This window comes from Vagococcus sp. (assembly GCF_052102835.1).
GTDB lineage: Bacteria > Bacillota > Bacilli > Lactobacillales > Vagococcaceae > Vagococcus.
The window spans coordinates 19,454-45,671 of the sequence record NZ_JBQEIL010000006.1 but is presented as its reverse complement, the minus strand read 5'-3'; the positions used below and the strand labels follow the sequence as shown (position 1 = coordinate 45,671).

The window sequence follows — 26,218 nt, the reverse complement described above, 5'->3', positions numbered from 1 at the left end:
TCAAGATAATTGAAAAAAATTTGCAACAGAACCCAATTTAATACATAATAAGATTATTAAGTTTAAAAAATGGGGGGGTTGATTGTTGAAAGTTGCTATCTGTGATGACAACCCATCACTAACTGAAAAAATAAATACCATGCTATCAATTTACGACCACAGCATGTTTGAAACCTATACGTACTACAACCCACTAAAACTAATTAATCAACTTGAAATCGAAAACTTTGATTTCTTTATTTTAGATATAGAAATGGATGAAATGAGCGGTGTTGATCTTGCAAAAAAGATTAGAGAAAAAGGCATCTTATCCCCTATTTTATTTTTAACAAGCTACAAGGAATATATGGAAGAGGTTTTCCAAGTACAAACCTTTGATTACCTACTCAAGCCTCCTACTCAAGAGAGAATGAATCAAGTTTTAGGTAAACTCGTTCAATATATAGGTAAGTCTGAAAATTATTTCGTATTTTCAATAAACAAAACAACTCATAAAGTACCTACAAAAGATATTATCTATTTTGAGAAAGACAAGAGACAAGTTATCATTCACACAATAGATAAAACGTATAAGACATACATGTCAACAAATCAAGTAAATGAGCAATTAGATGTTGATTTCGTTCAAATTCACTCTTCATTCATAATAAATTGCTCTTTTATTAAGGAATTAGGGAACAACTTTCTTTTGTTAGATTTTAAAGGAGAATTTGTTGAAATACCTATAAGCAGAAGATTAAAATCTTCATCACATGAAAATATTGTAATGTCTATGAGGGGAAAAATATAATGTTTAGTATAATATTACGTAATATTAGCTTGTTGGCTTACCTATTTATTGTTTCTTACTTTTTCTCCAATTGGTCAAAAACAGTAAAAAAACATAGCAAATTTTATAAAATAACCTGGACTGCTTTAATATTCTTGGTAGTCATTGCCAGTACCTTATCCAGCATCTATTTTACTCATTCAAATTTACCCTATATAAATTTATTGTTAAGCGTCATACTGATATACTCTGTAGCAATGCTGCACTCTGTTCCCTACTTAGACTCAGTTGTTTGGACGATAACACTTATTTCGATGAACCTGATTTGTGAGGTTTTGTCTTTATACCTCACAAAAATGATTATCAGTACGGGCTCTGCTTCATATGACAACCCTACTTTTGCCATTGTTTCAATATCCTTTACCACTTTAATTGAATTGGTCGGTATAGTAATTATCAAATTTTCAATAGTTAAAGGAAACGATTCTAAACTTTCAACAAGCTTAACTTCTACATTGTTTCTAATTTCAATTCCTGTCTTGTCAATCATCATTTTATTTAGCTTATTGATGAGACACGACCATTCAGGAAGTAACCAAGTTTCTGAAGCTGCAATCACCAGCAGTGTTATCATACTTAATGTTTGTGTGATTTTTCTTTATAAAATAACCATTGAACACCAAAAACAACAATATGACATATCACTCAACAAGAAAAACATTGAAACTGAACACAGAATTTTAAATGAAATGAAAAAAAATAGAAGTAACGTTCTAAAGTTAAAACATGACTTAAAAAATCAGTACTTAACCATACTTGGTTTGATTGAAAATGAAGAACTAAATGAAGCTATAGATTATATTAAGGGTAGTTTTGATATCTTAGAACCACCTACTAAAACTTACGCATCTGATGGTGTTTTGAATTATTTATTAAACGAAAAACTTGCTGAAGCAGAAAAAAATCAAATAAGCGTTGATAACCAAATTTTCATCTCAAAAAATATAAAAATTAACAACGATGTTTTGGCGATCGTAATTGGGAATGTCATTGATAACGCAATGCAAGCGTCTATGAGGATTGAACCTGAAAATAGGAAAGTTAACATTGTTATCAAACAGTTTAACAATGACCTCTTAGTTGAAGTATCAAACAACTTTAATCCTGAAGAGGTTTCAACAAGGACTCATAGGAAAGAAGAAGGCTTAGGAATGAAGAACATAGATGGTCTTTTACAGCAAATTGGTGGTATATATCGTCATTGGACTGAAGAAGGTAAGTATTTTGTGACTGTTGTCGTTTTTAATGTATACCAAAAAAAATAAAAAAGGGGCGGTCTATTTATATAGATCCTTCCGCTTGTTTAGTATACTTCCATTTTGTTAAGAGATTTAGAAAATTCCATAAATAGCCAAGCAAATACTAATCCCATCATTACTGATGATATAAATGTTACCATTGGAAAATTCATTAAACCCATTGCAGAAAAATTGGAAAACATTAGCATAAGAACTACCGCTGTAATTACAGTCGCAATTTCTGATTGCTTCCAAATTGATATCATTTCTGACAAGATCAAAATTAAAAATAGTAAGCTACAACTTGTTGCAATAGCTACGAATCCCAGATACATCTCAAAAATTATATTTGAACTGTCAAACTTCAAAAATAAGTTCAGTATTACTTCTACAATGAATGCAATAAAGAGTGCACTACCAAAACTTGTTAGAACAATAGCAAAGAACGAACTCGTTTTTTTCATAAGTAATTCTTTTCTATCTACTGGAAATAAAAATGCTCTGTTTCTTTGGTCACCAATGTAAAATCTAACCAACTCTTTTCTCAAAAGAACTGCTCCGTAAATTGATATTCCACACATCGAAACTGTATTAGACAGTGCAATTATTCCCTGAAAAGAAGAAATCGTATCAGAACTATCATCAAATTTCCCCACAACTGAAAAGAACATAAATGATATCAATTGAATTACTATTGTGATCAAAAAAACTTTAGACCAGGCACTTTTTATCTTGGACATTTCATATTGAAAAATATTTAATTGTACACCATTAATTAGTTTTTCGTTTTTGTTCATCATAATAATCTTTCAACCCCTCTTTGTACTCATTTCTAATTTCAAACATCGATTTAGACTCCAAGACGTTCCCTTTTTCGATGAAAATCACATCATCGAGAAAAGTTTCCATATCTCTTAAAACATGACTACTTACGATTAATACTCTTCCTTTGGACAACGATTTTACATTTTCTATGAATAAATCTACTCCATCTGGGTCTAATCCATTGAAAGGTTCATCTAAAAGGACTAAAGAAGGATTGTGGGCCGTTGAAAGTCCTAATAAAAATCTCTGCTTCATCCCTAAAGACATTGTATTAAATTTCATATTTTTATTAACACTTAATCCAACATCATCCAAAATTTTTTCGATTGTAATTAAGTTTTTCAGGCCATAATAAAAAACATGATCATTATATATATCCTCTAAACTGAACTCCTTAAGACTATCCGAGTTAACAAAGTTTGTACCAATTTTAGATAATACTTTTGAATCTGCTACTTCTACTTGTTTACTATCTATTTCAAGTAGTCCTCCATCTGGTCTAAGTAATCCACACAAGCACTTCATTAATGTTGTCTTACCCGCACCATTTGGACCAACTAATCCGTATATTTTACCCGCTTCTAAGTCTAATTCATTAACGTTTAAATTGAACGAATCACTTAGATTTTTATATAAGTTTTTGATTTTTATTGTTTGCACTATATTACTCAATCCCTTCTTGACAGTGAAATAAGTGAAAGTGAACTTGTTAGTATTAACCAAAAACAAACTACCAAAATATTGTTAATATTAACTGTTCCTTGCTCGTAAAACATTGCCCTTATTAAATTACTGGATGGAACAAATGGTAAGAATTCAAAAAAACTTACTAAACCTGAAGGTAATCTATCGGTGGGATATGTTATAGGAGAGAACAATAGTCCTCCAATCATAATTATCTGAGTAGCCAAGCCAACAACATTTGGAGATAACCAATACGCCAAAGCAAACCCGATAGAAATCATGCATAGTTGAATCAACATAAGTATTACAATTGCTTGTATGGAAAAACTTATTTTCACCCTGAATCTGAAGTAGGCTGCCAAGAATGACATAAATACCCCTGGTAGAGAGACCATACCCCAAATAATAAAATCAGCAACCAATATATTGAACCTTGAAACAGGTAAAGTGCGTTGATAACTGACAATTCCATCTTGCTTTGCTGTACTAATTATTTGAGCTGCAAGCACACACCCGACAGCAATGATTCCAAGCGTAGTTGCTCCCGATGATAAATACACTGCTGTTTCTTTATCTACATCAGGTATCAATAATGCTAACCCGTAAACTATCGCTATGGATAAAAAAGCCTGAGTTAGAGTAAAAACAGGTAGTAGTGATTTGTGTCTTAACAAACTCCATTTAATTAATGCAAATAATTCCTTAATTACTGATTTGTTTCCGTGAGTTCTCATCGTCTCCATCTATCAACTCTCCATATGTTTCATTTAAGGATTTCGGCGAAACCTTATAGTTTTGAACCTTTCGTTCGATTATCAATTTCATGACCCAGTTAACTGCATCAAGGACCTGACTGTTTGTTAACTCCATCTCTATCGCTAATTCTTCTTCATTTAGACTTGATTGAGTTGCACTCGGAACAATCGCTTCTTTCAAATCATTAAGATTAACGAAATTAACAATCATATGGTTTTGTTCGTTTATCTCTATAGATTGTTCCTTTAATTTTTTATCCTCCAGAACTTTTCCACGATTCATTAAAATATATCTGTCGGCATATTTTTCTACTTCTAAAATGTTGTGGGTAACGACGATAATTACATGTCCGTCCGTTGTGAGTTTTTTTAAATGTTTCCATATTATCTGTCGTCTTATCGGGTCAACGTCATTAGTCGGCTCATCAAGTACAATGATTGGAGACGGGAAAGCGACCGCCATTGCGAATGAAGTAAGCCTTCTAAGTCCACCCGACAGTTTTTGTCCTGGGATATCCTTCCACTCGTCTATTTTCAATTCTTTCAGTATTTTAGTACATTCGTTTTTCGCTTCTTTATGACTCAACCCTCTTATCCTTAAGATTGATTCCACCGACTGTGCCATTGTTACACCAGCTAAAGGAGCGTGCAATTGAGGCATCATTGATACATATTCTCTTGCTATTTTACTGTCAGTAGCAAAAGAGACGCCATCAAACGTAATAGATCCCTTAGTTGGTTTAATTATACCTATGATCTGGTTTAGCATTGTGGTTTTTCCAGCACCATTATGACCAGTTATAGCCGATATTTCACCTTGACTAAATGTTAGGTTAATATTTTCATTAGCAAAATGATTGGCTTTTTTATATTTTTTGCTCAGTGAGTGTAACTCCAATTGTTTTTTCAAAACACGCCTCCTAAATTTAGACTTAATTAATTTGATTGATAATTGGGATTATCCAAAGTAACGACATTGTAACCAGTGAAGAAATACTAATTACCTTTATTAAAGCGGACACTCCAAGACCAGTATCTTCAAAGTAAAAGGGGTTGTCTGCAAGGAAGCGAATCAGTCGGATATTCATACTTCATTTTTTCGCTCCTTATTTAAAAAATGGCGAGATATCTTTATCTCGCCTAATGGTTATTTGGTTATCAAATTAGATAACGATCCACCATGCTGTTGCGTCAACTGTGTTTGCTTTACATACATTAATTTTTTTCATCGTATTTTCCTCCTTTCCTAAACCTTATATAAAGTCTTTTCTGCGAAATAGAAAGTTAATTTCTCTTTCGATATATTTATAATACCTTTTATAATTGTCTATATTCTCGTCTGGTAATAACTGGCAACCTAAATGTAATTAACGGTTAAATAAATAATATTTTAAACAAAATTAAATTAAAACGTTGAATTCATTGACCAAATCGGGGTATAGTTTACCCATTATAAAAAAAGGAGTGTAACAAATGAGCGTAAAACAAACGGAATCACAAGATAAAAGGAGGTTTAGACCTAATAGAACAACAACAATAATCAGTTTATCTTTAGCAGCTTTTATATTCGGACCAATCGTTTCACTTTTATATGATTATTAGCATGTTGGGGTATCCAATTATTTTATATTTGTTGATTATCATTAACAATAAAATGTATAAAGGAAATCTCACCAATTTGGTTTTTCAACTAAACATATTAGTTCAAGTGTTATCAAAGATACAGTATGCGGAACTATTTTAGTAATGGGTTTATACCTTCCTTCAATACTTTTATCTACCATTAATACATCAGTCAATAGCAACTCCAACACTATAATTGCCATCTTTAGCAACTCTCTGATCTTTTCTTTATTCCATCTATCTGCTCCTGGTGTAACAGCTTTGCCAGTAATCAATCTATTTCTGTTTGGCATAATGTTCTCATTAATCTATTACATTACAAATGACATGTGGTTGACTGGTTTCGCTCATGGCACTTGGAATATTGTTCTTGGAGTCATAATTGGAACAGGAATTAGCGGCCAAGTTATTGAAAATAGTCTTTTTAGTACAATTACAAGTCCATTAAAAACCACTTTAAGTGGAGGAGATTTTGGGCTTGAAGGTGGAGTGATGATGACTATAGTCTCAATTGCTATGATAACAGTCTTAATTGCAAAGGCAAAAGCTATCAAATGAATACAAAAAGAAGCCTGGAATCTTCCAAGCTTCTTTTTATAATTCTAAGAGATGTAAAATGGTAAGAAGGTTCTTGGACTTTCGGACCTCAAGATTGCTTCCCGAAAGATAAAAACGGTAAATCTATAGAAATACAACTGAATCATGAATTAAACAATAAAGTCACTAATGCAACTAATCCAGATTCATTAACAAAATATATTGAAGAACTTCTCAAAGAATATTATTAACCTCCAAATAATTTGGTGGCTTTTTTTTGTCCCAAAATCACAAAAATTTGATTTCGTGTTTAGACGTTCAGTTTGACCAATCACCCACTTTAAATATTTTAAACGCCTTAGAAACGTCCTCTGACGACATAATGTGTTTTAACCTAATTTCCCTTGTTTTCGAACTGAAATTTCAGCTCTTATAAAATCTCTGGTATAATGAGTTCACTTTATTATGTAGAATAGTGAACTCAAACTCTTGATTCATAAGGTTTAAAAATATGGTTTTAATGAGTTCATTAATATGGTAATATGGATATAGATTAATGAACTCACTATTTCACTTAAAAAGAGGTGTTTTTTTGTCTTATAATGTTCAACCTTTACGTAGTCAAACTGAAATTGATGATTTTCTCTTTTGGTTACGACGAACAAGTTCACCTAAACGAGATACGTTTCTTTTTATCCTAGGGATCAACACTGGGTTACGAATGTCAGATATCGTTAAACTAAAAGTTAAAGATATTCGTTATGAAAAAAGACCAATTATCGTAGAAAGAAAAACCGGAAAAAGAAAGATGTTATACCTTGACAATCTACAAGAACATATCGAAAACTTTATTAAAGGAAAAAATGACGATGAATGGTTATTTCCAAGCCGACAACAAGGGGGGCATCTTAAAGTCAACACTGTTTATAAACAGTACCAAAGGATAGCAGAAGATTTAGATCGAAAAGATATTGGCACACATACCCTAAGAAAAACATTTGGCTACCACTACTATCGTAAAACACGGGATATCGCAACCTTAATGGAGATTTTTAACCATAGTTCTGAACGAGTGACGAAAAGGTATATTGGAATTACTAGTGACGAAATCGGAAATACTTTAGCCGATTTTAGATTAGGTATTTAAAAAAAGGTCTTTGCCGATTCAACCGAAGTGTTAATATTTCGGTTGAATCGGCAAAGACCTTTTTTGACTGATCGTTAATTACTTGATTTCCTTAACCAATTGATATTGGGTTAATTCTTTCGTTGCCTTAATTTTATAAAATTCGGATAATTGTTTCGTAGTTAAGGCTAAATTAAAACATTTAAAAGACTCTGCCTCTTCATAATATTCAAAGATAGCAGCAACAGCAGAAGCCAACATTTCCCAATCGATTAAATCAAGTTGATAAATTTTAATTTCCTTATTCTCAATGTTAGAGACTACGGTACCAAATTCTTCTTTTTTACTATTTAAAAATTTAAAAGTATCGTATCCTCTAATCCTTTTATTTTGCCAAGGCACTACTATACCCTCTATGATGTCATATTTACTTTCTTTTTTAAGCTTAACTTCTTGGTCAAAAAAAGTTGGTCGATTACCTGTTAAAAAATACAATCTTTGTTTCGTTGTAAATCCTTCTTTTTGATAAAATTTTAGTGCACGATTGTTTGTTGCAATAACTTCAAGTGTCAACCAAGTCAAGCCGTCCGCTTTCGCCAGATTGAAAATATGCCTCATTAACAAGCGTGCTACCCCTTTACCACGATAACTTTTAATAACTGCTAATCCACCAATCCAAGCTAGAGAACCATCTTCACCATATAAGATAACCCCTACTCCTACTTCACCATCAAAACAAACTACCGACTTCTGGAAGGAGAGTTTAAGTTCAGATAGCCTTAAGTCTAATTGTTCTTCAGTCATTTTTATAGGTAAAATATAATCAGAAAAACTTTGATTCCAAATTTCGGTTCTCAACTTAGTCGGAACGTCTGAAAAACGGACTATTCTAAAACCAGTCATACTACTCACTCCATTCTAATGTAAATAAAAAACACTTAGAAGTATAAACTTCTAAGTGTTAGGTAATTAAGCTTTTTCGATATTAACTGCTTGTGGTCCACGTTGACCATCTTCGATATCAAAAGTAACTGCTTGACCTTCTTCTAAAGTTTTGAAGCCGTCACCTTGGATAGCTGAAAAATGTGCAAATACATCTTCGCCACCTTCTTGACTAATAAATCCAAAACCTTTGTCAGCGTTAAACCATTTAACTGTTCCTTGTGCCATGAATGTTTTCCTCCTTATTAATGCGTACGTCTGCACGCTTCTTATATTGCAATAGATGTGACGCTTAAAAGGAGAAATGTTATATAAATTTTCCTAATATGTATCAAAAATACTACAATAATTACTATACTATATAACTATGGTTTTTGCAAGCTTTAATTAAAAATACTTTTGTTTTTTTAAAAGAATCGTAGTAAATCCTCCATCATTAACTTTTCTTTTTCTCTCTTTTCAATATCTTTTTTTATTTTCCCTTTTTCTAAAACAATTAAACGATTGCCATAAATCAAGGCATCTTCCATTTGGTGTGTAATCATTAAACAAGTTAAATTTTTCTCGGTCACTGTATCATTCGTTAACTTCATTAGTTGTTTTGCTGTTTTCGGATCTAGTGCTGCTGTATGTTCATCCAGTAAAAGCAGTTTGGGTTCATTCATAGTCGCCATTAACAGACTTAGCGCTTGACGCTGTCCACCGGATAAATTTCCTGTTGGTGTGTCTAAGTGTTCTTCTAAACCATTGCCCACTACTTGGCATCTCTGATAAAAAAGCTCTCGATGTTGCTTGATTTCACGCATCTTAAAAAGACTTCTTTTTTTACCACGTTTCGTCGCTAAAAGTAAATTTTCCATTACCGTCATCCGTGGAGCTGTCCCATTTTTAGGATCTTGAAAAACTCGAGCAATTAATCTAGCCCGTTCTTCCTCCGTTTCCTGTGTGACCTTCTCCCCAAAAATAGTAACCTCACCTTGAGTTAATTGTAGTTGTCCTGTAATCGCATTAAATAATGTTGATTTACCTGCACCATTTCCACCTAAAATAGTAATAAAATCACCTGTTTTAACGGTTAAATTTAAGTGATCCATTATTTTCAGATGATTATCTAATTCGATACTAGCCTGTTTTATTTCTAAAGGATAAAAACTCATTTTAGTTTACCTCCTAAAATTTTCTTTCTGATTTGAGGCACCATTAAACATATCGCTAATATTAGTGAAGAATATGCTTTTAAATAGGTTGTATCAAAATTCAATTTAATTACCATTAAAATTAAGAGTTGATAAAGGACACTCCCTATCACGATGGCAACTAAACGCTCTAGCATTGTTAATTCTCCGAATAACAATTCACCTAAAATGATAGATGCTAAACCGATGACGATGACCCCTATCCCTTTATTCACATCAGCATAACCTTCACTTTGTGCAATCAAAGAACCAGATAAAGCAATAATCCCATTTGAAACAACTAAACCTAAAATTTTCATGCGATCTGTTTTAATGCCTAGCGATTTTGCCATAACTTCATTATCACCAGTCGCAATATAAGCTTGACCTAAATCCGTATGCAAAAATAAATAGAGAAGAAAAATGACCATTATAATTAAAAGTAAACCTATTACAATCACATCAAAATGAAGAGGTAAATGCAAAAAATTTAGTTCTTTAAAAAGTGTGGGTTGATTAAGCAATGAAAGGTTAGGTGATTTCATCACAAATAACATGACAGAATTTAAGGCACTCATCACTAAAATTCCTGCTAAGATAACTGGTATTTTCCCTTTTGTATAGAGCATTCCGGTTGTTAATCCTGCTAACATACCGGCAACCATTCCAATAATGGTCGCTAAAATAGGCGGCGTTCCAATTGTAATCGCAGTCACGGTTACCGCTCCACCCAAAGGAAAACTTCCTTCTGTCGTTAAATCCGGAAAATCAAGAATTCGAAACGTTAAAAAAATGCCAATTCCCAAAATTGCCCATAAAAGGCCTTGTCCGATGGTTGATATTAACATTTAGTATTCCTCCTCTTCTTCTATAACAAACGACTGATATTTTTCTGGAATTTTAATTCCTAAAAGATCCGCTTGTTTTTGATTAATTGAAACGTCGCCTTCTTCAAAAAGATAGATTGGCATCTCAGCTGGTTTTTCCTTCTTCTCTATAATTTGAATGGCCATCTTTGCTGTTTGTACTCCCAACTGGTATTGGTTAACGCCAACAGTTGCTAAGCCCCCTTGTTCAACCATTGATCTAACAGGTGGGATAATCGGTATTTTATATTGATTAGCTACAGAAACAACTGTCTGCATTGCGTTAGCAATTGTATTGTCGTTCGGAATCAGAATAAAATCTGTTGTTTGCGCCATTTGATGAACTGTTTGTGAGATTTCATTCGATGACGGAACTGCAAAAGTTTCAACCTCTAAACCTAAAACAGCAGCAGCTTCCTTAGCTAAATCAACTTGAAACTTTGAATTTGCCTCAGAGGATGCGTATAAGATACCAACACTCTTAGCTTCTGGAATTAATTCTTGCGCTAGTTTAAGCTGTTTAGCGACTGGTGCCAAATCGCTAACGCCTGTTATGTTTCCGCCAGGGTGTTCATTAGACTCCACTAAACCAGCCCCCTTCGGATCTGAAATCGCTCCTAAAATGATTGGAACCTCTTTGGTTTGATTTGCTAAAGATTGAGCAGCTGGTGTTGCAATGCCTACCAATACATCTGGATGTTTTTGTAATAACTGCTGACTCATACTGGTTAGTTTACTTTGATCCGCTTGTCCATTTTGATAGTCTAATTCTATTTTTTCCCCTTTTTTATATCCTGATTTTTTTAATTCTTCTACAAAACCTTGATAAATTTCATCTAATGCTGGGTGACTGACAAATTGAAGAACCCCAATTCTAATTTTCTCGTTCTTTTGCGTTGTTATTGAAGGCTGAAGCAGGCCTTTAACAAAACTAACAAGAATTATAGTAGTTAATAAAACAACTGCAAAAATTAACTTTCTATTTTTCATTTTTTCTTTCTCCTTATCAAAAAAAGACAGTAACCAACCTGAAAGTGGCTACTATCTTCTAGTAAATTTTGAAAACAAAAAACCACATAAATGACTATTCATCTATGCGGTGAGTGTTCGCTTTTTTATAACTCGCATAGATACACAATTTAGACATGCTCTAATTGTTGTATCTATGTGTTCAACATAAATACAACTTATCTACGCCAGTTTTGCCATGAACGGTTAACTACTGTGAAGTAAATTTGATTTGATTGATTTGATTTCATGACAATTCCTCATTTCTCTTTATTATTATGAATTAACTATACGCTTCACTCATTTTTTTGTCAATCTGTTTAATCAAAGGTAATTTCTTGGGTATCTACCTTATTCTCTTCACCAGAAAACTCAAGTTCATCTTCTTGATTTACTTTTTTTGTTTGAACTGGTGTTTTTGGCTCTATTTTCGGATTAAGTAATGTAAATAAAGCATCCTCAATTTCTTTTGTTCCATCCGTTACTTTATCAAAACCATAAACCATATCTACTTTACCACTTTTAATAGAAATAATATTATTGGCATTTTTTAAATCAAGTTCCTTAGATACTTTTTCAAAATCATAGATGGGTTGATAAATAAAAACAGGTTCTTCTAACTCTTTTGAAGACATTCCTTTTTCAAAAAAATGCTCTAATACATTTAAACTAGGGTTGTTCGAAACACGATACATCATGACAACAAAATCATCTTTATTCTTAAACTTCGTTTGAATTGTTGTGTCATCTAGATGTTCAAAACCAGGACTAGATTCAGAAAACTCACGTACTGCTCGAACTTCCTGAGAACGGATTGTTTGTTTATAATAAGAAGAACTCCCCCAAAGAACAAAAAACAAAAGAATAGAACCAACGATCCAACGTTTTTTTCTATTTCTTTTTCTACCTACTATTTTTTTAGTATTCTTACGCACCATGAATACAATACCACCTTACTTGTTAATTAATTTCATTATACCTTATTGTGTGTAAAAATAATATTGCATAAAGTTTAATTTTGTTTTTTATTTGAATTAACCTGTTTATCCCTATATTTTTAAGGGGTTATGGTATATAATAAATTAGTTATCGTCTATAAAAAAATGATTAGGAGAGATTTCATTGCCTAAAGTAGAAAAAAAATGTCCTAACTGTGGTCATCATCTATCAGTGGACCAAGCCTTTTGTCCCAATTGTGATTTATTTGTCCCAATGGATGTTCTCGAAGATGAATTAAATAAAAAGAAAAACACGCCTACGGAAAATAAATTATCAGAGGAACCAATAGAAATTGAAGAAGAAATTACAGATGACTTTTTTAAACATCGTCATACAACGACTGACACCTTTAAAATGCAAACTGAAAAGAAGCATAAACAAAAAGAGCCGAACGTTGCTACTGACTCCTCAGATGCAAGTCCTGAAATCGTAGAAGAAGCCATTGCTAGTCCTGCTGACTTCATCGACCATGATAAAACGGTTGAACCAAACGAAGAAGAAATTATTTTTGTTGAAGAAGAAACAAAACAGTTTGATCCAGCACCTTTATTAGATACAGAAATGATTGATCAAGAAAAGGCAGACCCTATTTCAGATGAAGTCAACAATCATCGTGCTGAAAACGAAACAATTGAAAATGATACAAAAGAAATAAAGGGTCCTTCTATTCAAGAAGAACCAACGATGACGCCAAAAAAAGCTAGTAATGGATTCAAAAAATGGATTGGAATTGCAGCAGCTTTAGTCATTATTGGTGGGGGGGGTTACTGGTATCATAGTTACCAAACCAATCAAGATGAAATCAAACAACAAAAAGTTGTCGCTTCTTCTGAAACAGCGATTAAAGCCCTTTATTTAAATTCAGAGCATATCTTTTTAAAAGAAAACATCTCTTCAAAAGACCTAGATAAAGCTGAACAAGCTGGAAAAAATTTAAAAAATACTAAAAACTTCGCTGAATACACAACGTTATTAAAAGCAGGACAAACTAAATTCAAAAAACAAGAAGCTTTAAATCAGTTATTTAAAACACCTGTCATGAACGGAGATACAATTGATGAAAATGCTGAACTAACAACTGAAGAAACCATCAATTTAGTTCCTATTGAAAATCCAGCTGATGCCTTTGATAAAAACTATAATACAGCTCTTGAGTATGCTTTAAAACAAGAATCAGCCTTAACTGAGCTTAAAACAGCGATGGCTAAAATTTATTCACATGATGATGTAGTTACTTCTGTTACTAAGGAACAATACGATGAAGCTAAAGAACTAGTGGATGCCTTACCTACTTCTGATAATAAAACAAATTTAGTTAAAGAACTAGAAAAGGTAAAATCATTCTTAGATAAACAAGAAAAAGAGAACCAAGCAATCGCGAAAAATGAAACTACAGCAACACTTGATAATAATCAACAAACTCAAGCGACTACCACTCAACCAGTTGCCCCTAGTACCCGTTCAAGTAATCAACGCTGGGGAAATCGTGAAGACAGTACTAAAGATTTTTCAGATGCTGCTTGGGCTTGGAATCCTGGAATTCAAGATAAATTCTTAAAAGAAGTCATTCAACGTGGGTATGTTGTTGAAGGTGGTTATTACCTTACTCCTAAATATGTTGAAAATGGTGAAGGCTATTACGATTTATACGCAACCACTAATTCAAGACTTTTCCCAAAAAGTAAACCTGAAGAATTTCCGATTTATTTAGTAACTGTAAATGTCAAAACAGGTTGGTACGCTGGTAACGGACCGAATTAATGTAAAATGTAAAAAGTAGGGTTGTGACAGTTTAATTATCTGGTCATAACCCTTTTTAAATATCAAGGAGGTTTTATTATGTCATTTGATGGTGTTTTTACACATTTAATGGTTGAGGAATTGAACCAAACGATTACAGACGGTCGTTTATCCAAAATTCAACAACCTTATGAACATGAAATCATGTTAGTTTTTAGAAATCAAGGAAAGAATCATACCCTTTTATTATCTGCACACCCTAGTTTTTCTCGTATTCAACTTACGACCATCTCTTATCAAAATCCTAAAACACCTCCTAACTTTTGTATGACTTTGCGTAAATATTTAGAAGGCAGTATTTTAGAAAAAATTGAACAAGTTGAAAACGACCGAATTATTCATTTTTATTTTAGTAGTCGGAACGAATTGGGCGATTTAGAAAACATCTTATTAATTGTTGAACTTATGGGGCGTCACAGTAATATTCTACTTGTTAATCAAGCGACAGGTAAAATTTTAGACGCTGTCAAGCATGTCGGTTCCAGTCAAAATACTTATCGACAAATCTTACCGGGTAGTCTTTATCGAAGACCTCCTCAAAGAGAACAACTCAACCCCTTTACTGTTGATATCAAAGGACTTCATGCCCTATTAGCTACAACAGACGATTTGTCACCACAATTCTTACAAACTTCTTTTCAAGGCTTAGGCAAAGACACTGCTCAAGAACTCTTCACACGATTAATGATTCAACCTAAAGAAAAATTAAAAGCATGGCAACAGTTTTTCACTGAATTAACAACACAACAGGCCCCTACTCTAAGCACCGTTAAACAAAGTGAACTCTTTAGCCCAATTCCTTTTCCTTCACTTCAAGCTGAAAAAGAAACAAGCTTTCATACGTTAAGTGAATTGTTGGATCACTATTATAGTGGCAAAGCTGAGAAAGACCGGGTCAAACAACAGGCTGGGGAACTTATTAGAAAACTATCAGCAGATATTAATAAATTAAAGAAGAAAAAGAAGAACTTACAAAAAGATTTAAAAGCAACTGAATCAGCAGATGAGTATCGTTTAAAAGGAGAAATTTTAACTACTTTTTTACATCTTGTTAAGAAAAGTAGTACCAATGTTATTCTTGAAAATTATTATGACAATAACCAGCCAATTGAGATTGCTCTTAATCCTGCTCTTTCGGCGAATCAGAATGCACAAAAATATTTTCACAAATATACAAAACTTCGTAATGGTATTAGTGAAATCAATAAACAATTGATTTTAACAGAATATGAATTGCTTTATTTAGATTCTATCGTTGCTCAGTTAGATATTGCAAGTCCAGGAGATGTTGAAGTTATTCGTGAAGAGTTAATCCATCAACATTATATTAAAGATAAACGCAAGACGAAGAAGAAACAAAAAATTAAGACAAGTAAACCCGAAGAATTTGTTTCTTCTGACGGAACACTCATTTTAGTAGGTAAAAATAACTTACAAAATGATCAATTAACACTTAAAACAGCGAATAAACAAGATATCTGGTTGCATGCCAAAGACATACCAGGTTCTCATGTCATTATTCGAAGCAACACACCTACTGAAGAAACATTACTAGAAGCTGCTCAACTGGCTGCCTACTTTTCTAAATATCGTTTATCAAGTCAAGTACCGGTTGATTACGTTCCTGTAAAGCTCATTAGAAAACCTAATGGCGCCAAACCTGGTTATGTTATTTATGAAGGTCAAAAAACACTGTATGTTACTCCTGAAGAGGAACTCATAAAAAAATTAAAAAAATAACCTAAACCTTCTCTTTTATGAGAGGTTTTTTAATTTCCTCTATTTTTACACATGATAAATTCATATTTTTGTAAATTATCGTAAAAAAGATTGTCTTTTAACTCATTTAAAAATATGATATAACAATGTGTTATATTTTATAAATAGGAGTGTGTTGAGATTGAGTCAATCTAAAAAGTTGAGATGGTATAATATTGCAATCATTGCTTTTGTTTCGGTATGGGGGCTTGGTAATGTGGTCAATAACTATGCTACTCAAGGAATATCTGTTATTTTTTCATGGATATTGATTATGATTTTCTATTTTGTCCCTTATGCTTTAATCGTTGGTCAGTTAGGATCTACTTTTAAAGATAGTTCTGGAGGAGTTAGTAGTTGGGTTAAAAATACCAGTACCAAAAAAATTGGCTATTTTGCTGCTTGGACTTACTGGGTGGTTCATATCCCTTACTTAGCTCAAAAACCACAAGCGATTTTAATAGCTTTGAGTTGGACCTTCAAACAAAATGGTCACTTTGTTGCTGAAACAAGTGCCTTAGTTGTTTCTATTTTAAGCCTTTTTATTTTTCTTTTTTTTCTATGGATCTCATCTAAAGGTTTAACGACATTAAAACGAATTGGTGGCTTAGCTGGAACAGCTATGTTTATTATGTCCTTATTATTTATTTTACTAGCGATTAGTGCGCCTATGATCAGTAATGATGCTGTTTTAGCAACACCGGATATGTCATCGCTAAGCACTTACATACCTAAGTTTGATCTAAATTACTTTACAACCATCTCTTTCTTAGTCTTAGCCGTTGGAGGAGCAGAAAAAATTTCTCCTTATATTAACGAAACAAAAAATGCGTCTAAAGAATTTCCTAAAGGGATGATTGTCTTAACCATTATGATTGCTATCTGTGCTATCTTAGGTTCATTCTCAATGGGGATGCTCTTTGATACCAATGCTATTCCTTCTGATTTAATGGCCAATGGTGCCTATGAAGCTTTTGCCAAATTAGGACAGTATTATCGAGTTGGAAATTTATTTGTCATTGTCTATGCTGTGGCAAACGCACTAGCCCAAGTTTCTGCATTAGCCTTTTCAATTGATGCGCCCTTAAAAATTTTATTAGCTGATTCTGATAAAGAGTTCATTCCAGAATCTTTTACAAGAGAAAATAAAAAGGGCGTCATTGTCAATGGCTACTTACTGACGGGCCTTCTCGTTTCAATTCTAATTGTCCTTCCGGGGCTTGGTATTAAAAGTATGAATAGTTTATACAAGTGGTTACTTAATTTAAATTCAGTTGTGATGCCACTTCGTTATTTATGGGTCTTTTTTGCATTTATGATGATCAATAAGATGCATTCCAGGTTTGATTCAGATTATAAATTTGTTAAAAATCCTAAGGTTGGTTTTGCTATCGGTTTATGGTGTTTCCTTTTCACCGCCTTTTCTTGTATCATGGGAATTATACCAAAATTGAATTACTCCGATAATCCTAAAGCTTTTCTCTTTGAATTAACCTTAAATATTTTAACTCCTATTTTCTTAATTGCATTAGGTTTTATTTTTCCGGTACTAGCAAAACGTGAAAATAAAAAAGTTTTTTTAAACTCAAAAAATCAAATTTTATAATCAATAAAACAACTTCGGATGATTCACTTGAAAAAGAGTCATCCGAAGTTGCTTTATTTTATTAGTTCCATTCCGCTGGATTACTTTTCCAACTTTTTAAAACATCTAAATCATTGGCCTTAATATAACGATGCTCTAATGCTACTTCTAATAACTCTGTATAATTAGTTAGCGTCACTACTTCTAATTCGGCTTTTTTGAAGTTCTCCACGCCTTTAGGTAATTGATAGGTAAAGATAGCCATAACACCTAAAACGTCTGCTCCCTCCTCCTTAGCGGCCTCACAGGCTTCGATTACACTGCCACCAGTTGAAATCAAATCTTCAATCACAACCATTTTTTGTTGAAGCGTAATCCGCCCTTCAATCTGATTTTTTTTGCCATGGTCTTTGGCTTTGCCACGAATATACACCATTGGTAAATCTAAAATCTCAGCTACCCAAGCAGCATGCGGTATTCCAGCGGTTGCTGTCCCTGCAATCACTTCAACCCCAGGATAAGTTTCCTTAATTTTTCGAGCTAAATTCTGAGCAATTTCTCGTCTAACTTCTGGATAACTCATCGTTAAACGATTATCGCAATAAATTGGACTTTTCAAGCCGCTTGCCCAAGTAAAAGGTTCATTAGGACTTAAAGCAACTACCTTAATTGATAAGAGTTGTTCAGCTATTTTCTTCATTTTATTTTTCCTCATTCCATTCATTTTTTATCTGTAAATAAGTTTCGTAAGGTGTTTCTGATAAGGTGATTGGACGGCCGACAACAATGTAAGTTGAACCAATTAATTTTGCTTGTTTAGGAGTAACGACACGTTTTTGATCACTTTTATTACTATTCTCCGGGCGAATTCCCGGTGTTAAACAAATAAAATCTGAAGAGGTCTTTCCTTGAATGGCTTCAACCTCTAAGGCAGAACAAACCACACCATCTAAACCTGCTTCTTGTGTTAGTTTTGCATAATGAGTTACACTTTCGATGAGCGAACACGGGATTAGTTGTTCAGCTTGCATCTCATACTCACTTGTCGACGTCAATTGTGTCACCGCAATTAACTTAGGCATTTCTTTATTTTTTAAAGTTCCTTCTAATAAACCTAGTTTAGCCTGCTTCATCATCTCTAATCCACCAACAGCGTGTACATTAGTTATTGCTACTCCTAAAGAAGCAATATTTTTCATTGCAGAATAAACAGTATTAGGGATATCATGAAGTTTCAAATCTAAAAAAACGTCATAACCTAAAGATGTTAACCATTCAATAATTTCCGGTCCTTCTTTATAAAAAATTTCCATTCCAACTTTTACAAATAGAGACTCTTCTTTTGGAAAATAAGTTAAAAACTGAGCAATTTCTTGTTTGTTTTTAAAATCGAGGGCAATAATAGGACGTTTCATTTAACGACTCTCCTTTACTTCTTGAATTAGCTGTTCTAAAGTTTGAATCCCTAATTCATTCATTCGATTTGGAAGAGCATCAATTAATTTTGGACAAATATAAGGATCAGTAAAATTCATTGTTCCTACTGCTACTGCACTGGCACCCGCCAAAAACATTTCAATAACATCATCAACTGTTGCTACTCCCCCCATCCCAATAATAGGGATAGAAACTGCTCGAGAAACTTGATCAATCATCCGGATTGCAACTGGCTTAATACTAGGACCAGATAATCCTCCTGTCCCATTTGCTAAAATGGGTTGTCGTGTTTTTAAATCAATTCGCATGCCTAAAAGAGTGTTAATCATGCTTATACCATCTGCTCCTGCTCTTTCAACTGCCTCTGCAATTGGAACAATGTTAGTAACATTAGGGGATAACTTAACATAAACTGGGACTTTAGCAACTTTTTTTACTGCTTTGGTTAAATCATAAGCAACTTGTGCACTCGTTCCAAAGGCAATGCCCCCCTCTTTAACGTTTGGACATGAGATGTTCAGTTCAATCGCTTTAACATTTGGTGCGTCACCAATTCGAGCACACACTTCCAGATAATCAGCCACACTTGAGCCTGCAACATTGGCAATAACTGGTAGATTATATTTTTCTAATACTGGTAATTTTTCTTTCATAACGACTTCTAATCCAGGATTTTGTAAGCCAATCGCATTTAACATCCCACTAGGGGTTTCCGCAACGCGAGGAGTTGGATTTCCTAATCGCTTTTCTGCTGTTGTCGCTTTAACCATAATCGAACCTAATTGACTCAAATCATAATATTTTGCATATTCTTCACCAAAACCAAAACAGCCACTTGCCGGCATAATCGGGTTTTTTAAATCTAATCCAGGTAACTTCACCGCTAAGCGATTCATAGTATAACCTCCCCACGTTTGAACACAGGACCATCCGCACATACTTTTTTAGTCACTGTTGGTTCTTTCTTAGATTGACAAACACAGGCAGAACAAGCTCCTACACCACAGGCCATTCTTTCTTCCATTGAAAGATAAACGTGCTCTTCCTGATTAAAGGTTTGTTCGACTGAGCGTAATAGTGCAGTCGGGCCACAAGCATAAACAGCTCTTGGTTGTCCATATACAGAACAAGCACTTTCCATCAAATGACCCACATGACCTCTAATCCCGTAAGAACCATCGTCCGTCGATAGCATCAATGTTCCTAGTTGACTAAATTCTTCTTCATAAAACATAACCGAACGACTAGCAAAACCATTCATAAAAACCAGTGTTGCATTTTTTTCTTTTAATTTTTTACCTAATTGATAAAGAGGAGGAACGCCTATTCCACCGCCAACTAAAAAAACCAAATCATTTTCTTGAATAAAATCATAATTAAACCCTTGACCTAAAGGACCTAAAATATCAACGGTTTCACCTGAAGAAAGTTGACTTAGCCTCAACGTTCCTTCACCTTCTGCACGATAAATCAAACGACACTCCTCATCTTTTAAATTAACCTCAGCTAAACTAATGGGGCGACGCAATAATAAATGTGAGTCAGGTACACGGATATGTAAAAATTGACCCGCTTGTGTCATCTCACTGACGAGGTTTCCTTTTAGTGTTAATTCAAAAATATTCTTAGCGATTTTTTTTGTTGAACAACGATCATTTCTTCTTGTTTCATAAGACTCTCCCTCTAGTTATTTTTTGACCAGACTTTTTCACCATTCACAAAAGTAGCTAATACCATCCCTTTTACCTTTTCACCAATAAAAGGAGTATTATTTGATTTTGATTCAAAATCATCTTGAATTTCAAAAGATTCATTAATATCAATCAACGTAAAATCTGCAGATTTACCAATCATCAACGTTCCTACGTCTAAATTAAAAATTTTTGCTGGTGCTTCGGATAACCAATAGACGATTTCGGCTAAAGTAAAAATTCCTGTTTCAACAAAATGAGTATACATTAGAGGAAAAGCGGTTTCGCTACCAATAATTCCAAACGGTGCGTGTAACATACTTTGATTTTTTTCTTCATGGCTATGCGGGGCATGATCCGTAGCAATACAATCAATGGTGCCATCTTTCAAGCCTTCAATCAATGCTCGGCGATCAGTTTCTGCTCTTAAAGGTGGGTTCATCTTAAAGTACCCATGATCACAAGTAATGCTAGTATCATTCAAAATCAGATGATGTGGGCAAACCTCACACGTTACTTTAATCCCATTTTTCTTAGCATGACGAATAATTTCAACACTTTCTTTTGTTGACACATGACAAACATGGTAATGAACGCCTGTTTCTTTTGCTAATAAAACATCACGAGCAATCTGAGAAGACTCGGTGGCACCCATAATCCCAGGTAACCCCAACTTATCAGAAACATCACCGAGATGCATGACTCCTCCAAAAAGAAGCGATTCATCTTCTGTATGAGCAACTAGTGGGACGTTTAAGCTCGCACAAGCCTGCATCGCAAGATACATGGTACCGGCTGTTTGAACTCCGACACCATCATTGGTAAATGCAAAGGCTCCTGCTGTTTTTAACGCTTTAAAATCAACAAGTTCTTCACTTCTTAATCCACTGGTTATTGACGCATATTGTAAAACCTTAATAATGGCATCTTTTTCAATTATCTTGTCAACTTTTTCAAAATTTTCAACATTATCGGGAACCGGATTTAAGTTGGGCATTGCGCAGACAGTAGTAAAACCACCTTTTGCAGCAGAACGGCTTCCTGTTTGTACCGTTTCCTTATATTCAAATCCTGGTTCTCGAAAATGGACATGGACATCGACAAATCCTGGAAGTATCAAGTTTCCCTTAGCATCAATCACTTCGTCCATCCCTTGTTCCAACTCTGTAAATCGACCAATACCTTGAATTTTATCATCCTTTATCCATAAATCTGTTTCAACTAATTTATTTTGTTGAGTGACAATTTTCCCGTTTTTGACCAAAATATCCATTTAGCTCACCTAGGCCTTTCCATGTAAAATTGCTTCTAATATCGCCATTCGAATAAAAACACCATTTGTCATTTGTTGAGTAATCCTTGATTGATAGCATTCGACCAACTCATCCGCCAATTCAACATCTCGGTTGACCGGAGCTGGATGCATTATAATGGCTCCTTCTTTCATTTTTTTTGCTCGTTCAACCGTTAATCCATACTCTTGGTGATAATTTTCTTTTGAAAATTGTGAATCATCATCATGTCTTTCATGCTGAACTCGTAGCATCATCATGACATCCACCTTATCAATCACAGCCTCTAACGGAATGAAAGTGCCATACGCTTCATATTTTTTGTTATACCATTCTTCCGGACCACAAAAATACAACGTGGCTCCTAAGCGTTTTAACATTTTCATATTAGAATTTGCTACCCGTGAATGAGTTAAATCACCACAAATCGCAATCTTAAGATTATCAAAATGACCAAATTCTTCATAAATTGTCAGTAAATCTAATAAACATTGGGTAGGGTGATTACCACTACCATCACCTCCATTAATAATTGAAGTTGTTATTGTTTTACTCTCAATCAATTCGTTATAGTAATCTTCTTGCCAATGACGGATGACACAGGCATGTGTCCCAATTGCTGACATTGTTAAAACCGTATCATAGAGTGACTCGCCTTTACTAACAGAGCTTGTCTTGGCATCAAACTCTATCACATCAATGCCCATTTTCTTTTCAGCAACTTCAAAACTTTTATGCGTTCGGGTACTATTTTCAAAAAATAAATTTGCCACAAAGTATTGTTGTTGATCTAGATTTGGTTTTTCACCTTGTTTAAATGCCTGTGCACGATGAATTAATCCCATCACTTCTTGATCACTTAATGCCTCTGCTGTTAAAAGATGTTTTAAACTAATTTGTTCTGATGTGATAATCATTGATGTCACCCTTCCTATTTTGTCTAGTTATTCTTCTTCACTTTTTGCTTTCTGGGGTAAAACTACATTCAGAACAATTCCGAACAGAGCCGCTAAAGCCATTCCTGATACCGCTACTGGACCTGCTTGGAAAGTTAAACCACCAATCCCAACGACTAAGATGACAGAAGCAATTAAAAGATTACGTTTTTGATTGAAATCAATTTGATTATCAATCAAAATTTTAAGCCCACTTGAAGCGATAACTCCAAATAAGATAAAACTAATTCCAGCAATCACTGGGCCAGGGATACTTTGAATAATCGCTGTAAGTTTACCAACAAAGCCCAAAACCATGGCTAACGTTGCAGCTCCTCCAATCACGAAAACACTATGAACACGAGTGATTGCTAAGACACCAATATTTTCACCGTAGCTCGTAACAGGAGGTCCTCCTACTAAACCAGCAACTATTTGTGCCAACCCATCACCCATCAGCGTTTTATGCAAGCCGGGATTTTCATAGAAATTTCGCTTCGTTAATTTATTTAAAACCATTAAGTGACCAATATGCTCCGTCATTGTTACAAAAGCGATTGGCGCCATCGTAAGTACCGCCGTCAAGTAAAATTTAGGCTGATAAGTAATAAATGGCGTTTGAAAATCTGGTAAAGCGAACCATGGTGCATCAAGGATTGGTTGTGTATCAACAATCCCAAAAAGTAACCCAATCAGATAACCACACACAATTCCCAATAAGATTGGGATCAAACCCAAGAAACCTTTTAAATACATATTGAAAAAAATGGTTAAGGCTAATGTTATCAGCGCAACAGCTATATACTTAACATTGTAAAGCTCTTGTCCATTGGCGAGTGTTTCAAACATTGCCTGATTTGCGGCATTTGCAGCGAGGCCCAGCCCAATAACCATTACCACTGGTCCAACAACAATCGGAGGTAATAAGCGGTCTAACCATCCAGACCCACTCCTTTTGACAATTAAAGAAACAATCAAGTAAACAATCCCTGTGGTTAATGCTCCTAATGCAATAGCAGGATAACCCTGTTCTTTCATCAACATTTGCATCGCAGCAATAAAAGCAAAACTACTTCCAAGGTAAGCAGGTATTTTCCCTTTCGTTACAAAAAGATAAACTAAAGTACCTAAACCTGAACTAAACAGTGCAATACCTGGATTTATCCCCACTAAAATCGGAACAAGAACCGTGGCTCCAAACATTGTAAATAGATGTTGTAAACTTAACCCTAACCACTTTAACCCCTGCGGTCTATCATGAATATCAAGTACCACATCTGGATTTCTAAACTTTTTTTCTGTCATTTTTCCCTCTCCTTTTCAAAAAAACGCCTCATTTCACTAGAAATGAGGCGCAATAAGTTACACTCAGCCAATTTTAAAAAATTGAATAACTTATTTGCTCTTTCTAGTCTCTCTGGACTGGATTAAAAAGCGTATTAAATTTGTGCTTTCAAACGAATAGTATCGACTTGATCAACTTCTACCATCCGCACAATGACTTGTTCAGACTTTGAAGTTGGGATATTTTTACCAACATAATCAGGACGGATCGGTAACTCTCGGTGACCGCGATCCACTAAAACAGCTAATGATATTTTATCTGGTCGACCAATATCCATAATGGCATCTAATGCCGCACGGATGGTTCGACCGGTAAAAATAACGTCATCAACGAGAATGACTTCTTTCCCGTCAATTGGAAAGGGAACACTTGATGAATGAACTTCAGGTTCTTGTGCTTCTGAGAAATGGTGGTCATCACGATAAAGTGTGATATCTATCTCACCTACTGGAACTTCATATCCTTCTAATTCTTTTAAACGTTCACTCATTCGACGAGCTAGAAAAATACCTCTTGTCTTAATTCCGATAAGAACAAGGTTATCAATGCCCTTATTACGCTCAATAATTTCATAACTTAAGCGGGTAAGCGTACGCTTCATTGTCATTGCATCAATAATTTCTTTCTCTTTCATGATGTTTCTCCTTTCTTAATTAAAGAGCAATAAAAAACTCCTACCTCTTCAAAGAAAGGCAGGAGTGTATCTACAAAAATTAAGCGTGACATTACATAACGATAACTCTAGATTATCTTAAATTACATATTATCACTTTCTACGGATACCTTCTTAGCCTCTCTGGACTAGTTTTAAAGGACTCTTATATTCAACTACTTGTACTTTAACTTATTTTTATAAAAAAATCAATCTATTTCGCGAAGTAAATTCAATTGATTTTCAAAAATTTCAGGAAGTTTAGAACTAAACAACAGTTCTTTATGCGTTTTTGGATGTTCAAAACCAATCGTTTGAGCATGTAAGAATTGACCATTACCCTCTAATGTTTTACGAGGGCCATACATCGGATCCCCGGCGATTGGGTAGCCAATATAATTGAGATGAACTCTGATTTGATGAGTACGTCCAGTTTCTAACTGACATTCGATTAATGTAAACTCATCAAAGCGTTCTAAAACGGTAAAATGCGTCACCGCTGGCTTACCACCCTCTATTACCGCTTGTTTTTGGCGATTTTCTTTACTACGACCGATGGGTGCCTCAATCGTACCTTTTTCATGAGGAATTACGCCATGCACTAAGGCAACATATTTTCTCAAAGCTTTGCGTGATTTTAACTGCTCAGATAAAAATTCATGCGCTTGATCGTTCTTAGCAACCATTAATAAACCGGATGTATCTTTATCGATTCGATGAACAATACCTGGTCTGATAACATCATTTATCCCAGATAAATTTTTCGAATGGTAAAGTAACCCATTCACTAATGTATGATCAGGATGCCCTGCCGAAGGATGAACAACCATTCCTTGAGATTTGTTGACTACGATAATATCATCATCTTCAAATACAATATCGAGAGGGATATTTTGAGCAACAACCTCTAATTCCTTGACTTCTGGAATTTCGATTTCAATTTTATCACCTTGTTTGACTTTATAGTTTGCTTTAACCACTTCTCCATTAACAAAGACATGGCTATCTTTTAACCAATTTTGAATTTGTGACCGGGAATGCGCTGGATAAACCTGACTTAAAACTTTATCAATTCGGCCTTTTTGTTCATTCACTTCATAGTTTAATTTATTCATT

General features: G+C 34.2%; 26 protein-coding genes and 1 pseudogene. 7 read left to right on the top strand and 20 right to left on the bottom strand.

From position 1 onward, the window contains the following. Positions 1–85 precede the first annotated feature (85 nt). On the top strand, positions 86–790 hold the full coding sequence (locus ACTJFD_RS07275) for a LytR/AlgR family response regulator transcription factor (protein ID WP_442260679.1): 705 nt from the start codon (positions 86–88) through the stop codon (positions 788–790). After that, on the top strand, positions 790–2,094 hold the full coding sequence (locus ACTJFD_RS07270) for a GHKL domain-containing protein (RefSeq protein WP_442260678.1): 1,305 nt from the start codon (positions 790–792) through the stop codon (positions 2,092–2,094). The genes ACTJFD_RS07275 and ACTJFD_RS07270 overlap by 1 nt, the downstream gene beginning before the upstream one ends. A gap of 38 nt (positions 2,095–2,132) precedes the next feature. Here the strand turns inward: ACTJFD_RS07270 and ACTJFD_RS07265 are convergent, their stop codons facing one another. The 5 genes from ACTJFD_RS07265 to ACTJFD_RS07245 are packed head-to-tail and all read right to left on the bottom strand — an operon-like array spanning position 2,133 to position 5,419. Beyond that, a complete protein-coding gene (locus ACTJFD_RS07265) occupies positions 2,133–2,867 on the bottom strand; it encodes an accessory regulator AgrC (RefSeq protein ID WP_442260677.1) in 735 nt (244 codons plus the stop codon). Beyond that, entirely contained in the window at positions 2,839–3,552 is a 714-nt protein-coding gene (locus ACTJFD_RS07260; protein ID WP_442260676.1) for an ATP-binding cassette domain-containing protein, read from the bottom strand. The genes ACTJFD_RS07265 and ACTJFD_RS07260 overlap by 29 nt, the downstream gene beginning before the upstream one ends. 8 nt (positions 3,553–3,560) lie before the next feature. Next, positions 3,561–4,319, bottom strand: a complete 759-nt coding sequence (locus ACTJFD_RS07255) for an ABC transporter permease (protein WP_442260675.1) — start codon at positions 4,317–4,319, stop codon at positions 3,561–3,563. Next, complete coding sequence (locus tag ACTJFD_RS07250) at positions 4,279–5,241, bottom strand: ABC transporter ATP-binding protein (RefSeq protein ID WP_442260674.1); 963 nt, start codon at positions 5,239–5,241, stop codon at positions 4,279–4,281. The genes ACTJFD_RS07255 and ACTJFD_RS07250 overlap by 41 nt, the downstream gene beginning before the upstream one ends. 22 nt (positions 5,242–5,263) lie before the next feature. After that, positions 5,264–5,419, bottom strand: a complete 156-nt coding sequence (locus ACTJFD_RS07245) for a hypothetical protein (protein ID WP_442260673.1) — start codon at positions 5,417–5,419, stop codon at positions 5,264–5,266. 658 nt (positions 5,420–6,077) lie between these two features. Here ACTJFD_RS07245 and ACTJFD_RS07240 point away from each other — a divergent pair. Both ACTJFD_RS07240 and ACTJFD_RS07235 read left to right on the top strand, forming a co-directional pair. Continuing rightward, a complete protein-coding gene (locus tag ACTJFD_RS07240) occupies positions 6,078–6,512 on the top strand; it encodes a CPBP family glutamic-type intramembrane protease (RefSeq protein ID WP_442260672.1) in 435 nt (144 codons plus the stop codon). A gap of 571 nt (positions 6,513–7,083) precedes the next feature. Continuing rightward, entirely contained in the window at positions 7,084–7,638 is a 555-nt protein-coding gene (locus tag ACTJFD_RS07235; protein WP_442260671.1) for a tyrosine-type recombinase/integrase, read from the top strand. 78 nt (positions 7,639–7,716) lie between these two features. On the opposite strand, the gene ACTJFD_RS07230 is transcribed toward ACTJFD_RS07235, so the two are convergent. From ACTJFD_RS07230 to ACTJFD_RS07205, 6 genes are all read right to left on the bottom strand, one after another. Continuing rightward, positions 7,717–8,520: a GNAT family N-acetyltransferase gene (locus tag ACTJFD_RS07230; RefSeq protein ID WP_442260670.1), complete on the bottom strand. Its 804-nt coding sequence runs from the start codon at positions 8,518–8,520 to the stop codon at positions 7,717–7,719. A gap of 66 nt (positions 8,521–8,586) precedes the next feature. Next, positions 8,587–8,787 (bottom strand): cold-shock protein, encoded by a 201-nt coding sequence (locus ACTJFD_RS07225; protein WP_442260669.1) that lies wholly within the window; start codon positions 8,785–8,787, stop codon positions 8,587–8,589. A 179-nt stretch (positions 8,788–8,966) separates the two neighbouring features. Continuing rightward, positions 8,967–9,716: an ABC transporter ATP-binding protein gene (locus ACTJFD_RS07220; RefSeq protein WP_442260668.1), complete on the bottom strand. Its 750-nt coding sequence runs from the start codon at positions 9,714–9,716 to the stop codon at positions 8,967–8,969. Further along, the gene (locus ACTJFD_RS07215; RefSeq protein ID WP_442260667.1) at positions 9,713–10,582 is read right to left on the bottom strand and encodes an ABC transporter permease; all 870 of its coding nucleotides are present in this window, start codon (positions 10,580–10,582) and stop codon (positions 9,713–9,715) included. Before ACTJFD_RS07215 ends, ACTJFD_RS07220 begins: the two co-directional genes overlap by 4 nt. Next, positions 10,583–11,590, bottom strand: a complete 1,008-nt coding sequence (trpX, locus tag ACTJFD_RS07210; protein ID WP_442260666.1) for a tryptophan ABC transporter substrate-binding protein — start codon at positions 11,588–11,590, stop codon at positions 10,583–10,585. A 338-nt stretch (positions 11,591–11,928) separates the two neighbouring features. Continuing rightward, a complete protein-coding gene (locus ACTJFD_RS07205) occupies positions 11,929–12,546 on the bottom strand; it encodes a hypothetical protein (protein WP_442260665.1) in 618 nt (205 codons plus the stop codon). A 184-nt stretch (positions 12,547–12,730) separates the two neighbouring features. On the opposite strand from ACTJFD_RS07205, the gene ACTJFD_RS07200 reads away from it, so the two are divergent. The 3 genes from ACTJFD_RS07200 (at position 12,731) to ACTJFD_RS07190 (ending at position 17,771) form a co-directional block, all read left to right on the top strand. Then, a complete protein-coding gene (locus ACTJFD_RS07200; RefSeq protein WP_442260664.1) occupies positions 12,731–14,368 on the top strand; it encodes a cell division site-positioning protein MapZ family protein in 1,638 nt (545 codons plus the stop codon). A 78-nt stretch (positions 14,369–14,446) separates the two neighbouring features. Next, positions 14,447–16,147 carry an NFACT RNA binding domain-containing protein gene (locus ACTJFD_RS07195; RefSeq protein ID WP_442260663.1) on the top strand — a complete coding sequence of 567 codons (1,701 nt, stop codon included), beginning with the start codon at positions 14,447–14,449 and terminating at the stop codon, positions 16,145–16,147. A gap of 160 nt (positions 16,148–16,307) precedes the next feature. Continuing rightward, a complete protein-coding gene (locus ACTJFD_RS07190; RefSeq protein ID WP_442260662.1) occupies positions 16,308–17,771 on the top strand; it encodes an amino acid permease in 1,464 nt (487 codons plus the stop codon). A 61-nt stretch (positions 17,772–17,832) separates the two neighbouring features. Here ACTJFD_RS07190 and pyrE read toward each other — a convergent pair whose 3' ends face one another. The 9 genes and pseudogenes from pyrE to ACTJFD_RS07145 form a co-directional block, all read right to left on the bottom strand. Further along, positions 17,833–18,474: an orotate phosphoribosyltransferase gene (gene pyrE / locus ACTJFD_RS07185; RefSeq protein WP_442260661.1), complete on the bottom strand. Its 642-nt coding sequence runs from the start codon at positions 18,472–18,474 to the stop codon at positions 17,833–17,835. Next, complete coding sequence (gene pyrF, locus ACTJFD_RS07180; protein ID WP_442260660.1) at positions 18,452–19,165, bottom strand: orotidine-5'-phosphate decarboxylase; 714 nt, start codon at positions 19,163–19,165, stop codon at positions 18,452–18,454. Before pyrF ends, pyrE begins: the two co-directional genes overlap by 23 nt. Beyond that, a complete protein-coding gene (locus ACTJFD_RS07175; RefSeq protein WP_442260659.1) occupies positions 19,166–20,083 on the bottom strand; it encodes a dihydroorotate dehydrogenase in 918 nt (305 codons plus the stop codon). It lies immediately after the preceding gene. Then, a pseudogene (locus ACTJFD_RS07170) lies at positions 20,080–20,858 on the bottom strand (dihydroorotate dehydrogenase electron transfer subunit). Before ACTJFD_RS07170 ends, ACTJFD_RS07175 begins: the two are co-directional and overlap by 4 nt. A 12-nt stretch (positions 20,859–20,870) precedes the next feature. Further along, the gene (locus ACTJFD_RS07165) at positions 20,871–22,151 is read right to left on the bottom strand and encodes a dihydroorotase (RefSeq protein ID WP_442260658.1); all 1,281 of its coding nucleotides are present in this window, start codon (positions 22,149–22,151) and stop codon (positions 20,871–20,873) included. A gap of 9 nt (positions 22,152–22,160) precedes the next feature. After that, a complete protein-coding gene (locus ACTJFD_RS07160; RefSeq protein WP_442260657.1) occupies positions 22,161–23,087 on the bottom strand; it encodes an aspartate carbamoyltransferase catalytic subunit in 927 nt (308 codons plus the stop codon). A gap of 27 nt (positions 23,088–23,114) precedes the next feature. Then, positions 23,115–24,410 carry a solute carrier family 23 protein gene (locus tag ACTJFD_RS07155; protein ID WP_442260656.1) on the bottom strand — a complete coding sequence of 432 codons (1,296 nt, stop codon included), beginning with the start codon at positions 24,408–24,410 and terminating at the stop codon, positions 23,115–23,117. A 134-nt stretch (positions 24,411–24,544) separates the two neighbouring features. Then, positions 24,545–25,084 (bottom strand): bifunctional pyr operon transcriptional regulator/uracil phosphoribosyltransferase PyrR, encoded by a 540-nt coding sequence (gene pyrR / locus ACTJFD_RS07150; protein ID WP_442260655.1) that lies wholly within the window; start codon positions 25,082–25,084, stop codon positions 24,545–24,547. A gap of 227 nt (positions 25,085–25,311) precedes the next feature. Next, positions 25,312–26,217, bottom strand: a complete 906-nt coding sequence (locus ACTJFD_RS07145) for an RluA family pseudouridine synthase (protein WP_442260654.1) — start codon at positions 26,215–26,217, stop codon at positions 25,312–25,314. Position 26,218: the final 1 nt, after the last annotated feature.

Excerpts from the sequence above, each read along its gene's own strand:
- ACTJFD_RS07145 (WP_442260654.1), bottom strand. The coding sequence starts at position 26,217 with ATGAATAAATTAAACTATGAAGTGAATGAACAAAAAGGCCGAATTGAT.
- ACTJFD_RS07245 (WP_442260673.1), bottom strand. The coding sequence starts at position 5,419 with ATGAATATCCGACTGATTCGCTTCCTTGCAGACAACCCCTTTTACTTT.
- ACTJFD_RS07255 (WP_442260675.1), bottom strand. The coding sequence starts at position 4,319 with ATGGAGACGATGAGAACTCACGGAAACAAATCAGTAATTAAGGAATTA.
- ACTJFD_RS07160 (WP_442260657.1), bottom strand. The coding sequence starts at position 23,087 with ATGATTATCACATCAGAACAAATTAGTTTAAAACATCTTTTAACAGCA.
- ACTJFD_RS07220 (WP_442260668.1), bottom strand. The coding sequence starts at position 9,716 with ATGAGTTTTTATCCTTTAGAAATAAAACAGGCTAGTATCGAATTAGAT.
- ACTJFD_RS07155 (WP_442260656.1), bottom strand. The coding sequence starts at position 24,410 with ATGACAGAAAAAAAGTTTAGAAATCCAGATGTGGTACTTGATATTCAT.
- ACTJFD_RS07195 (WP_442260663.1), top strand. The coding sequence starts at position 14,447 with ATGTCATTTGATGGTGTTTTTACACATTTAATGGTTGAGGAATTGAAC.
- ACTJFD_RS07270 (WP_442260678.1), top strand. The coding sequence starts at position 790 with ATGTTTAGTATAATATTACGTAATATTAGCTTGTTGGCTTACCTATTT.
- ACTJFD_RS07225 (WP_442260669.1), bottom strand. The coding sequence starts at position 8,787 with ATGGCACAAGGAACAGTTAAATGGTTTAACGCTGACAAAGGTTTTGGA.
- trpX (WP_442260666.1), bottom strand. The coding sequence starts at position 11,590 with ATGAAAAATAGAAAGTTAATTTTTGCAGTTGTTTTATTAACTACTATA.
- pyrF (WP_442260660.1), bottom strand. The coding sequence starts at position 19,165 with ATGAAACGTCCTATTATTGCCCTCGATTTTAAAAACAAACAAGAAATT.
- ACTJFD_RS07175 (WP_442260659.1), bottom strand. The coding sequence starts at position 20,083 with ATGAATCGCTTAGCGGTGAAGTTACCTGGATTAGATTTAAAAAACCCG.
- pyrE (WP_442260661.1), bottom strand. The coding sequence starts at position 18,474 with ATGAATGGAATGAGGAAAAATAAAATGAAGAAAATAGCTGAACAACTC.
- ACTJFD_RS07205 (WP_442260665.1), bottom strand. The coding sequence starts at position 12,546 with ATGGTGCGTAAGAATACTAAAAAAATAGTAGGTAGAAAAAGAAATAGA.
- ACTJFD_RS07165 (WP_442260658.1), bottom strand. The coding sequence starts at position 22,151 with ATGGATATTTTGGTCAAAAACGGGAAAATTGTCACTCAACAAAATAAA.
- pyrR (WP_442260655.1), bottom strand. The coding sequence starts at position 25,084 with ATGAAAGAGAAAGAAATTATTGATGCAATGACAATGAAGCGTACGCTT.
- ACTJFD_RS07215 (WP_442260667.1), bottom strand. The coding sequence starts at position 10,582 with ATGTTAATATCAACCATCGGACAAGGCCTTTTATGGGCAATTTTGGGA.
- ACTJFD_RS07265 (WP_442260677.1), bottom strand. The coding sequence starts at position 2,867 with ATGATGAACAAAAACGAAAAACTAATTAATGGTGTACAATTAAATATT.
- ACTJFD_RS07240 (WP_442260672.1), top strand. The coding sequence starts at position 6,078 with ATGGGTTTATACCTTCCTTCAATACTTTTATCTACCATTAATACATCA.
- ACTJFD_RS07230 (WP_442260670.1), bottom strand. The coding sequence starts at position 8,520 with ATGACTGGTTTTAGAATAGTCCGTTTTTCAGACGTTCCGACTAAGTTG.